This is a genomic window from Streptomyces sp. NPDC059010 (genome assembly GCF_042740355.1).
Classification (GTDB): domain Bacteria; phylum Actinomycetota; class Actinomycetes; order Streptomycetales; family Streptomycetaceae; genus Streptomyces.
The window spans coordinates 18,231-27,869 of the sequence record NZ_JBHYJA010000008.1; the positions used below are offsets into that span (position 1 = coordinate 18,231).

11 protein-coding genes are annotated in these 9,639 nt (G+C 73.2%); 7 read left to right on the top strand and 4 right to left on the bottom strand.

The window, feature by feature from the left end:
* The first annotated feature begins 93 nt into the window (after positions 1 to 93).
* Positions 94 to 1,089 (top strand): MBL fold metallo-hydrolase, encoded by a 996-nt coding sequence (locus ACFWYS_RS10105; RefSeq protein WP_384765549.1) that lies wholly within the window; start codon positions 94 to 96, stop codon positions 1,087 to 1,089.
* A 141-nt stretch (positions 1,090 to 1,230) separates the two neighbouring features.
* The gene (locus tag ACFWYS_RS10110) at positions 1,231 to 1,812 is read left to right on the top strand and encodes a BLIP family protein (RefSeq protein WP_384765550.1); all 582 of its coding nucleotides are present in this window, start codon (positions 1,231 to 1,233) and stop codon (positions 1,810 to 1,812) included.
* A 70-nt stretch (positions 1,813 to 1,882) separates the two neighbouring features.
* Here ACFWYS_RS10110 and ACFWYS_RS10115 read toward each other — a convergent pair whose 3' ends face one another.
* From ACFWYS_RS10115 to ACFWYS_RS10130, 4 genes are read right to left on the bottom strand one after another with little or no spacing between them, the layout of a single operon-like run.
* Positions 1,883 to 2,320, bottom strand: a complete 438-nt coding sequence (locus tag ACFWYS_RS10115) for a DUF6114 domain-containing protein (RefSeq protein ID WP_384765551.1) — start codon at positions 2,318 to 2,320, stop codon at positions 1,883 to 1,885.
* Positions 2,317 to 2,958, bottom strand: a complete 642-nt coding sequence (locus tag ACFWYS_RS10120) for a DUF6230 family protein (protein WP_384765553.1) — start codon at positions 2,956 to 2,958, stop codon at positions 2,317 to 2,319. Before ACFWYS_RS10120 ends, ACFWYS_RS10115 begins: the two co-directional genes overlap by 4 nt.
* Before the next feature lie 41 nt (positions 2,959 to 2,999).
* Positions 3,000 to 5,495 carry a molybdopterin oxidoreductase family protein gene (locus ACFWYS_RS10125; RefSeq protein WP_384765554.1) on the bottom strand — a complete coding sequence of 832 codons (2,496 nt, stop codon included), beginning with the start codon at positions 5,493 to 5,495 and terminating at the stop codon, positions 3,000 to 3,002.
* Positions 5,496 to 5,534: 39 nt separating this feature from the next.
* Entirely contained in the window at positions 5,535 to 6,008 is a 474-nt protein-coding gene (locus tag ACFWYS_RS10130) for an SRPBCC family protein (RefSeq protein WP_384765556.1), read from the bottom strand.
* Between the two features lie 186 nt (positions 6,009 to 6,194).
* Here ACFWYS_RS10130 and ACFWYS_RS10135 point away from each other — a divergent pair, with 186 nt between their 5' ends.
* Genes ACFWYS_RS10135 through ACFWYS_RS10155 form a run of 5 tightly spaced genes read left to right on the top strand, consistent with a single transcriptional unit; the run spans position 6,195 to position 9,489 of the window.
* On the top strand, positions 6,195 to 6,371 hold the full coding sequence (locus ACFWYS_RS10135) for a hypothetical protein (RefSeq protein WP_384765558.1): 177 nt from the start codon (positions 6,195 to 6,197) through the stop codon (positions 6,369 to 6,371).
* Positions 6,372 to 6,406: 35 nt separating this feature from the next.
* Positions 6,407 to 7,078 (top strand): HemK2/MTQ2 family protein methyltransferase, encoded by a 672-nt coding sequence (locus tag ACFWYS_RS10140; protein WP_384765560.1) that lies wholly within the window; start codon positions 6,407 to 6,409, stop codon positions 7,076 to 7,078.
* The gene (locus tag ACFWYS_RS10145; protein ID WP_384765562.1) at positions 7,062 to 7,313 is read left to right on the top strand and encodes a CDGSH iron-sulfur domain-containing protein; all 252 of its coding nucleotides are present in this window, start codon (positions 7,062 to 7,064) and stop codon (positions 7,311 to 7,313) included. The genes ACFWYS_RS10140 and ACFWYS_RS10145 overlap by 17 nt, the downstream gene beginning before the upstream one ends.
* Positions 7,310 to 8,446 (top strand): iron-containing redox enzyme family protein, encoded by a 1,137-nt coding sequence (locus ACFWYS_RS10150; protein WP_384765563.1) that lies wholly within the window; start codon positions 7,310 to 7,312, stop codon positions 8,444 to 8,446. Before ACFWYS_RS10145 ends, ACFWYS_RS10150 begins: the two co-directional genes overlap by 4 nt.
* Positions 8,443 to 9,489, top strand: coding sequence for a Ppx/GppA family phosphatase (locus tag ACFWYS_RS10155; protein ID WP_384765565.1), 1,047 nt, complete (start codon positions 8,443 to 8,445; stop codon positions 9,487 to 9,489). The genes ACFWYS_RS10150 and ACFWYS_RS10155 overlap by 4 nt, the downstream gene beginning before the upstream one ends.
* The last annotated feature ends 150 nt before the right edge of the window (positions 9,490 to 9,639 follow it).

Consider the following 9,639-nt stretch of genomic DNA (forward strand, 5'->3'; position numbering starts at 1 on the left):
CCACCAGCACCGCCACCTACCGTAAGGTCGCCATCGCTCAAGGTAGTCACGGCCGCGGTGGCGGCACGTACGGCAAGTGCGGGTGGGTGGAACATGGCCGGGCGACGTACGGTCCTCAAAGGAGTCCTCGCGGCATCGGGTGCGGCAGCCGAACCCGGAGTCCTCGCCGCGAGACCCCTGGCCGGGCGCGCGGGGCCGTACACCACCCCGGTGCAGCTGCGCTGGCTCGGCGTCGCCGGCTGGGAGATCGTCATCGGCCGCAACCGCAGCATCCTCTTCGACCCCTACCTGAGCCGGATGCCGTGCCGGGACCGCGGCGGCCGGCTCGACCCGACGCTCCCACTGCGGCCCGACCGGGACATGGTGGAGCGGGTGGCGGCCCAACACCTCGCCGGTGCCCCCGAGCTGGTCCTTCTCAGCCACGGCCACTTCGACCATGTGGCGGACGTGCCGCAGCTCGTGGCCCGTCCGGCGTGGCGGCAGGCCCGGATCCGGACCGTCTGCGACGAGACGGTCCGGTACCTGCTCACCGCCATGGGCGCACCGCGGTCCCGTATGGACGACGTCATCCAGGTCAGGGGCGGCGAGTACCTGCAGTTCGACGGCTACACGGTGGAGGTCTTCCGCAGCCTGCACAGCCAGCTCGCCGACCACGGCTGCTTCGCCCCCGGCCGCAGGCTGACGCCACCGCGACGGCCGGCGGTGCTGGGCGACCTGGTCGAGGGGGAAACCCTCGCCTACCTGGTCTCCGTCGACGACGGCCCGTCCATCCTCCTGATGGGCGCGAGCAACTTCGTGGAACGCGAACTGGCCGGCATCTGCCCCGACGTCGTACTGGTCCCCATGAGTTCACACGCGGCGATCCACCGCTACGTCGAGCGCCTGCTCACAGCGGTGGGCAACCCGCCGCTCCTCATCCCCACCCACCACGACGACCTGGACACCCCTCTCGTCGCCAACCCCGCCCGCCTCGCGGCCTCGGTCCAGCCGGCGGCGGCCAGGGAACTGTCGAGGGCGGCGGCGTCCGGCTCAAGGGTGCTCTCCCCTCGGCACCTGCGTCCGGTGGCCGTCACCCGGGCCCTGTCCTGACGCGTTGACGCGGTGGTGTTCCGCTGATGGCGCGGAGCGATCCGAGATCCCCCGAAGAGCGCGGCCGGTGAGCATGGTCGTGCGTCCTGATGCGTCCCGACGGGACCACCTGGCGGGACAGACGAAGAGGGGATGGACCGAATGACGAAGACATGGCGCTCCGCGCTCGCGCTGGCCGCGGTCACCGCGGCGACGATCCTCGGTACGGCCGCCAACGCGGGGGCGGCGGACGAGGAGTTCAGCTTCACGGCCGAGAAGTACACCGCGGTCAAGTTCGGTATGTCGCGGGCCGAGATCTACGAGATGCTCGACGTCGGGAAGACCAAGCCCGGCGACGGGAAGGGCTGGTGCGAGGACGACGGCTCCTCCATCCTGTGCATGACCGCGTCGGGCGACTACGTGCCGTACGGCGACTTCTGGTTCAACTCGGCCGACAAGCTGATCGGCAAGCGGCACGAGCTCCTGTTCACGCCGAAGACGCCATCCATGACGCTGGCCAAGTACAACAAGGTGACGGTCGGCATGACCGAGGCGCAGGTCTGGTCGAACGTCTCCAAGGACTCGTGCGTCCTGCAAAGCGACTCGTACCCCAACTGGCCCGCGACGACCGGCCACAAGTACTACTTCTACTGCACCGCCTCCACGGGCCTGTTCCCGCCGAACGCCCGCTTCTACTTCGTCGACGGCAAGGTGACGGAGAAGTACCAGCGGGCGCTCACCTGACAACCGCCGGGCCGGCGCGGGGCCTTCGGCCCCGTTTCCGGCCGGGTAGTGGCATGAGGCCGTGCTCCAGCTACCGGCGCGCCGCCATCTCGGCGTGTTCTGAGCGGACTTGGGGAACCCACGCCAGGGCCAGGGCGCTGCCGACGGCGGTGAGCAGGAAGCCGAGGAGCAGCCCGCCGAGGTTGGCGGCGACCAGGCTGACCAGGGACATGACGGCGGCCAGGACGCCGGAGAAGTAGCGCAGGGCCGGGTTGTGCCAGATCGTCACACCGGCGACGACGAACAGGGCACCCAGCGCCCACGAGGCGGCACCCGCCGTACCGGTGAACCGCAGAAACCCGAGCCCCGCCCAGGACACGCAGATCAGCTCCAGCCCACCGAGCCCCAGCAACAGCCCCGCCGCGAACGGGCGCCCCCGACGCCAACCCCGCCACCCGGACCGCCCGGCCCGAGTCGCGGCCCACCCGGTCCACGCGATCCACCGACCGCGCCCGATCGCCGTGGTCATCGGCCCGCTCCCGGCTCGCAGCCGCCCGCGCTGCGGCGCAGGTCGATGACGACGTCCCGTGCCGTGATCGTCCCGGCCGTGAAGGCGTGCGGCTGGGTGGTGACCCCGGTGCCGCTGACCTTCGCGGCGCCGACGGTGAACAGGCCCGTGGGCCGCTCCAGGGACACCCGCGGGGTGTCGAAGGTCGCGCCGGACAGCTTCACCGTGCGGGCGGTGGCCTTGCCCGCCTCCACGGTGAGGCCGGTGGCGGAGGCCCGTTCGATGCGTACGACGGCCGTCACCGCGCCGATGACCGGCAGTCGGGCGGTGGAGGTCACGCAGGCGTCCTCCACGGTGGCCCGCTCCAGCCGCGTGGCCAGCGCGGGCAGCAGCCCGCCCCGCCCCGAGGCACCCGGCGAGGCCGACACCCCGGCCCCCGACACCCGCGCGGCATGCACCGTGACCGGCACCTCCCCCGCGAACGCCACGGACACCGCCCCCGCGGCGCTCCCGGCCAGCAGGGCGGAGGCACCGAGGAGCAGGGGCGCGAGAGCCAGCACGAACCGCAGCCGACTCGTCCGTCCGGCGGGGGCGGGACGGCCGACGGGATGGCCAGGAGGGCCGACCGGGGTCGTCACGAGGACGCTCTTCTCTGTCACGCCCGTCCCAACGATCCCCCCAGGCCGAAGTACCGCCTAACTCACCATCGGCTCATACGACCTGACGGCCGCTCCCCGTCCGCAGGCACGGCGCTCTGGTGGGCCATGGCCGAGGGGCCGCCCGTGGTGGGCGGGGCGGCGCGGGGGTCGGCCGGTGCGGAGGCCGTGGTGGTCGGGGCCGGGGAGGTGGCCCCGTCGGCCCGCTCGACGAGGGTGAGGCGGGCGGCGGCGGTCTTGAACAGCGGCTGCTTGGAGACCGGGTCCCAGTCGGTGACCGTGGTCTCGTTCGCCGCCCGGCCGCCGTCCTTGCCGGGGTGGTCGCCCTCGGGAGTGTCCCAGTAGCCGTAGTGGAACGGCAGGAACACCATGCCGTCGCGGATGCCCGTGATCCGCAGCCGGCCACGCACCGAGCCGCGCGGGCTGGCGACCTCGACCAGGTCGCCCTCGGCCACACCGTGCCGCCGCGCCTCCCGGGCCGAGAGTTCGACCCACATCTCGGGGGCGGCGGCGTTCAGTTGCGGGGTGCGGCCGGTCTTGGTCCGGGTGTGGAAGTGGTACAGGGTGCGGCCCGTGTTCAGCTGCAAGGGGTACTCGTGGTCCGTCGGCTCGCGGGGCGGCACGTACTCGGCCGACTTCAGGACCGCCCTGCCGTCCGGGTTGAGCGCCCGGTACTCGGTCTCGGACACGGGCTCGCCCGTGACCAGGTCCTTGCCGTAGGTCTCGCAGACGTCGGGGGCGGCCCAGGCGGGGCCGTCGGTGTAGAGGCGTTCCGTGCCGCCGGGCGCCTTCTCGGTGCAGGGCCACTGGATGCCGTCACCGCCGCGCAACCGGTCGTAGGACAGGCCCGTGTAGTCGCAGGGCCGGCCGCGGCTGCACTCCTTCCACGCCTCGAACGCCGACTCGGCGTCGTGCCAGCCGACGAGCGGGCGGTCGTCCTTGTCGCGGAAGTCCATCCAGCGGGCGTAGTCGAGCAGGATGTCCAGGTCGGGGCGGGCGTCGCCGGGCGGCTCGACGGCCTTCTCGGAGAGGTGGACGGTGCGGTCGGCGTTGGTGAACGTGCCGGTCTTCTCGCCCCAGGTCGCGGCGGGCAGGACGACGTCCGCCAACTGGGCGGTCTCGGTGAGGTACAGGTCCTGCACGACCGTGAACAGGCCTTCCCGGCGGAGGATGTCGCGGATGCGGTCCAGTTCGGGCAGGGAGACCGCCGGGTTGGTGCCGGATATCCACAGCATGTGGATCGAGCCCTGCTCGGCGTGCCGGAAGATCTGCATCGCCGGGGTGGGCGGGGCGTCGTGGGGGATGCGGGACGGCTCGACGTTCCACACGCGTGCGAGATCGGCGACGTGGGCGTCGTTCGCCCAGTTCCGGAACCCCGGCAGATCGCCGTCGGCGCCGCACTCGCGGGTGTTCTGGGCGGTGGGCTGACCGTTCATCTGCAGCACCCCGCAGCCGGGGCGGCCCAGCATGCCGCGGATCAGCTGGAGGTTGTTGACCTGGCAGGCGGCCGCGGTGGCCTGGTGGGACTGGTAGACGCCCTGGAGCACGGTGGACAGCAGCCGCCGGGCGCCGCCGAGGAGTTCGGCCGCTTCGCCGATCCGGGCCGCCGGCACATCACAGATGCGGGCCGCCCTGGCCGGGGTCCAGTCGGCGACGCGCTCGGCGAGTCGGGCGAAGCCCACGGTGTGTACGTCGATGAAGTCGCGGTCGGTCCGGCCGGTGCGGATGATCTCGTGCAGCAGGGCGTTCAGCAGGGCCACGTTCGTCCCCGCGCGGGGGGCGAGGTGGACGGTCGCGTGCCGGGCGGGCTGGGTGGGGCGCGGGTCCACGCACAGCAGCCGCGGCGGGTCACCGCCCGCCAGCCGGTCCAGCACCCGCATCCACAGCACCGGCTGGGTCTCGGCCATGTTGTGCCCGAACAGGGCGATGACATCGGCGTGGTCGACGTCCGTGTAGGAGGCGGGCTGGCCGTCGCAGCCGAAGGTCTCCTTCAGGGCCTCGGCGGCGGTCGCCGTGCACAGCCGGGTGTTGCCGTCCAGGTGGCTGGTGCCGAGCCCGGCCCGGGCGATCACCGCCAGGGTGTAGTACTCCTCCAGGAAGAGCTGGCCACTGGTGTAGAAGCCGAGCGAGCCGGGCCCGTGTTGGTGCAGCAACTGCCGGGTCCGGCCGGCCACTTCGGCCATCGCCGTCTCCCAGTCGCAGGCCACCAGGTGCCCCGCCCTGCGGACGAGCGGGGTGGTGAGCCGGTCCCGGGAGTGGTTCGCCTGCCAGCCGAACAGGTCCTTCGGCCCGAGCCGGCCCCGGTTCACCCGGTCCCGCGCACGGCCGCGCACCCCGACGATCCGCCCGTCGGCGACGGCGAGGTCCATCGCATCCCCGTTCGAATGCAGCAGCGACGCCGTCGGCACCCAGCGCTGCACCGCGTCGGCCGTGACGCCCGGCGCCAGGAACGAGTCGACCCGGGCCGGCCAGCGCTCGTGGGGGCCGTACGGGGTGCGCTCGCCCCAGGGCTCGGCGATCCGGTCCACCTCGGCTCGCATCGGCGACCTCCGTGTTCTCGCTCCGGTGCGGACCGGCTGTCAGAGGCTCGTGCCCGGGTCCTGCGGACGGATGCGGCCGCGCCAGCCGCCGGTGCCGCCGCCGCTCTCGACGTAGTCCTTGAACCGGCGCAGGTCCCCCTTCACCCGCCGGTCGATCACGCCCAGCGCGTCCGCGCCCTTCTCGGCGACGCCGGTCGGCTCGACGTCCATCGTGAGCTCCACCCGGGTGTGCGAGGCGTCCAGCCGCTCGAAGCGGACCGAGCCGCGCTGCCGGGTGTCCCCGCCGATGGTCCGCCAGGTGATCCGGTCGTCCGCCAGCTGGTCGACGATCTCCGTGTCGAACTCGCGCCGCACCCCGCCGATGCTGGTGGTCCAGTGGTTGTGCCGGTCGTCGAGCTGCCTGACCTCGTCGACGCCTTCCATGAAGTTCGGGAAGTCCTCGAACTGGGTCCACTGGTCGTAGGCCCGGCGGAGCGGGACCTCGACGTCGACCGTGTCCTTGACCGTGCTCATTGGTTACCTCCTGGTCGGTTGTCCGCCGTGCGGATGCGGGGCGCCGGGTACCCGGGAATCCAGATGTGAAAGACCGCGCCGTTTCCGCGCAACGGCCCGGGGAACCCGGTCGGCACGTCATCGGGAGCCGGGTTCCGCCGCCCGCGAAGCCCGGCTCCCCGGGAATCAGAGAGAAGTTGAAGCGTCGTGACCGCGCGGACCACGGAAAGGAACGTCCTGAAGGTCTCCAGGACCGGTTGGACGAAGTCCCGTCACCTGCCCAGCAAGCCCATCCGTACCTGTGTCGCCGCCGTGGCGGACAGGAGTTCTCCGGCCTCTGCCCACACCGGCGCCGACGGGAACATCGTGCGGGGCGAGGACTGACCGGCCGAGGACCGGCCGACCGAGGAAGAGCGCCCATGACAGTCGAGGCCCTCCCCGCCGCGTCCCGGCTCCGCTGCTGGGTCGCCCCGGGCGTCTACCCGCCGCAGACCGACACCCGGCTGCTGGGTCGGGCGATGCGGCGCGAGGGGGTCACGGCGGAGACGGACGTGCTGGACCTGGGGACCGGGAGCGGCGTCCTCGCGGTGGAGGCGGCCCGCCTCGGCGGACACGTCACCGCCGTCGACATCTCATGGCGGGCAATCGCCACCGCCTGGCTGAACGCCCTGCTCAACGGCCAGATTCTGCGCGTACGCCACGGTGACCTGACGGCGGCCGTGCCCGGCCGGCGCTTCGACCTGGTGATCGCCAACCCGCCCTACGTGCCCGCCCCAGAGCCGCCCCGGGGCCGCGCCCGGGCCTGGGACGCCGGAACCGACGGGCGCCTGCTGATCGACCGTATCTGCGACACCGCGCCGGCGTTGCTGCGGCCGACGGGAACCCTGCTGATCGTGCACTCGCACCTGTGCGGCATCGGCGCCACGCTCAGCCGCCTGACGGAGGCCGGTCTGCGCGCCCGGATCGTCGACCGGACCCGGCTGCCCTTCGGCACCGTGCTGCGTTCCCGGCTCGGCTGGCTGCGCGCACAGGGGCTGACGGCCGACGGTACGACGGAGGAGCTGGTGGTGATCCGTGCCGAACCCGTCTGAACGCCCCTACCCGATCCGCCACCGCGCCCCGCTCCGGATCCGCGTCCAGCGCGACGGGCCCCTGCTCGTCGAGGGACCGGTCGAAGTGGTGGGCGACGACGGCGAGGTGACGGTCTCGCGGCGCTTCACCGTGGCCGTCTGCACCTGCCGCCGAAGCCGTATCTTCCCTTGGTGCGACACCAGTCACCGGCGCCGGTGCCGCGAGGGGCGGCCCGGCGAGAGCGGGGCCGTATGAACCGCTCCGGCCATCCGAACCACTCCCGCCCCCGGCAGCAGTCGCGGCACCGGTCACCACCGCTGCCCGAGCCGCGCGGTGCGCTCTCCACCGCCGTGACGGCCCTGCTGCGGCAGCGGCCGGCCCCCGGGAACCCCCCGTCCCCGGCGCGCTGTTCGCCGTACGGCGACGACCTCCACCTCGCCCTCTACATCCTCTACGAGCTGCACTACCAGGGCTTCGAGGGCGTACCCGACGACCTGGAGTGGGACAGCGGGCTGCTGGCCCTGCGCTCCGAGATCGAGGGCCGCTTCCTGGGCGCGCTGCGCGAGGACGTGCCGGTCGGCGGCCCCGACGACACGGCGCGGCGGGCGCTGGACGAGCTCCAGGTCGAACCGGTAGACGGCTCCGGCGGCGTCTCGCACTTCCTGCACGACGAAGGCGGCCTCGGCCAACTGCGGGAGTACGTCGCGTTGCGGTCGCTGTACCACCTCAAGGAGGCGGACCCGCACGCCTGGGTCCTGCCCCGGCTGCGCGGGCGGGCCAAGGCGGCCATGGTGGCCGTGGAGTTCGACGAGTTCGGGGCGGGCCGGGCCGACGAGATCCACGCCCAGTTGTACGCCGATCTGATGGCGGATCTGGGGCTGGACCCGGCGTACGGACACTACGTCGACGCGGCGCCCGGCGAGGTGCTGGCCACCGTCAACCTGATGTCCCTGCTCGGTCTGCACCGTGCGCTGCGTGCGGCGCTCGTCGGGCACTTCGCCGCCGTGGAGGTGACCTCCTCCCCGGCCTCGCGCCGCCTCGCCGAGGCACTGCGCCGGGTGGGGGCGGGTCCGGCGGCCGTACGGTTCTACGCCGAGCACGTGGAGGCGGACGCGGTGCACGAGCAGGTCGTACGGCATGACGTGGTCGGCGGGCTGCTGGCGGACGAACCGTGGCTGGAGGCCGACGTGGTCTTCGGGATCCGCGCGACCGGCCACCTGGAGGACCGGCTGGCGGCCAGGCTGCTCGGTGCCTGGCGCGCGGGCGGCACGGCACTGCGCGCCCAAGGGCGGACAGAAAGCGGAATCCCTCCCTCGGCACCGTCCTCACCTGTGCGTTCCGTCGCCGACGTATCAAGCGCCCCGCGACGGGTACACCGGGGCCTGTGAGAATCAGCGTGCTCGACATCGGGTCCAATACTGTCCGACTGGCCGTGTGCGACGTGGGGGACGGGATCCCCCTTCCGGTGCACACCGCCAAGTGGAAGCTGCGACTTTCCGAGCACGTCGACAGCGACGGCTGCCTCGGGGACATCGCGACGGAGCGCCTGGTCAAGGCGTTGAGCGCGGCGACCGCGATGGCCGGGCAGTGGGACGCGCCGGAACCGCTGGCGTTCGCGACGGCCGTGGTGCGCGACGCGCCCGACCGGATGGACGTCCTGCGGGCCGTGCACAGCCGCACCGGGCTGCGCCTGCGGGTGCTGCCGGGCGAGGCGGAGGCCCGGCTGACCTTCCTGGGCGCCCGGCGCTGGATGGGCTGGCGCTCCGGCCCGCTGGCCCTCTTCGACATCGGCGGCGGCTCCCTCGAAGTGGCCTTCGGCCGGGGCAGGACACCGGAGTTCGCGGCCTCCCTGCCGCTCGGCGCCAACCGGCTCACCAACGAGTTCTTCGATACGGCGGACCCGCCGACGCCGGACCACATGAGCGCCCTGCGCCGCAAGGTGCGCCACCAACTGCGCGACGTCTCCGCCCGCATCCGCTGGGAGCACCCGCACACCGCCGTCGCCACGTCACGGACGTTCCAGCAGCTGGCGCGGTTGTGCGGCGCGGCTCCGGGGCGGCACGGGCCGTTCATCGAACGGGTCCTGCGCCGCCGCGACCTGCGCTGCTCGATCGACCGGCTGGCCACGCTGCCCGCCGACGAGCGCTCCGGACTGCCCGGCATCTCCGACCCCCGGGCCCGGCAGAGCCTCGCCGGGGCGATCGTCGGGCACACCGCGATGAAACTCAGCGGTGTGAAGACCCTCATGATCTGCCCCTGGGCCCTGCGCGAGGGCATCCTCCTGCGCTACCTGGAGGACGGCGCCGACTGGTGGGCCGACCTGGAACAGCACGACGACCTGAAACGGGGCGGCCTGGACGGAGTCCCGCGCGAGCGTGTGCGACCGGAGACCCGGCCGCTGCGCGTGGCCGCACACCCGTCGCCGTCCTGAGTCCCGGCCTGGCCCACCCCGGCGTCACCCACCCCGACCCGACCTGCCGCGGGGGGGGGGGCGGGGGGGGGGCCCCCCCCCGCGCCCCCCCCCCCCCCCCCGGGCGGACACCCACCGCGCCGCAAGCGGAGGGGGCGCGCACCAAAAAAA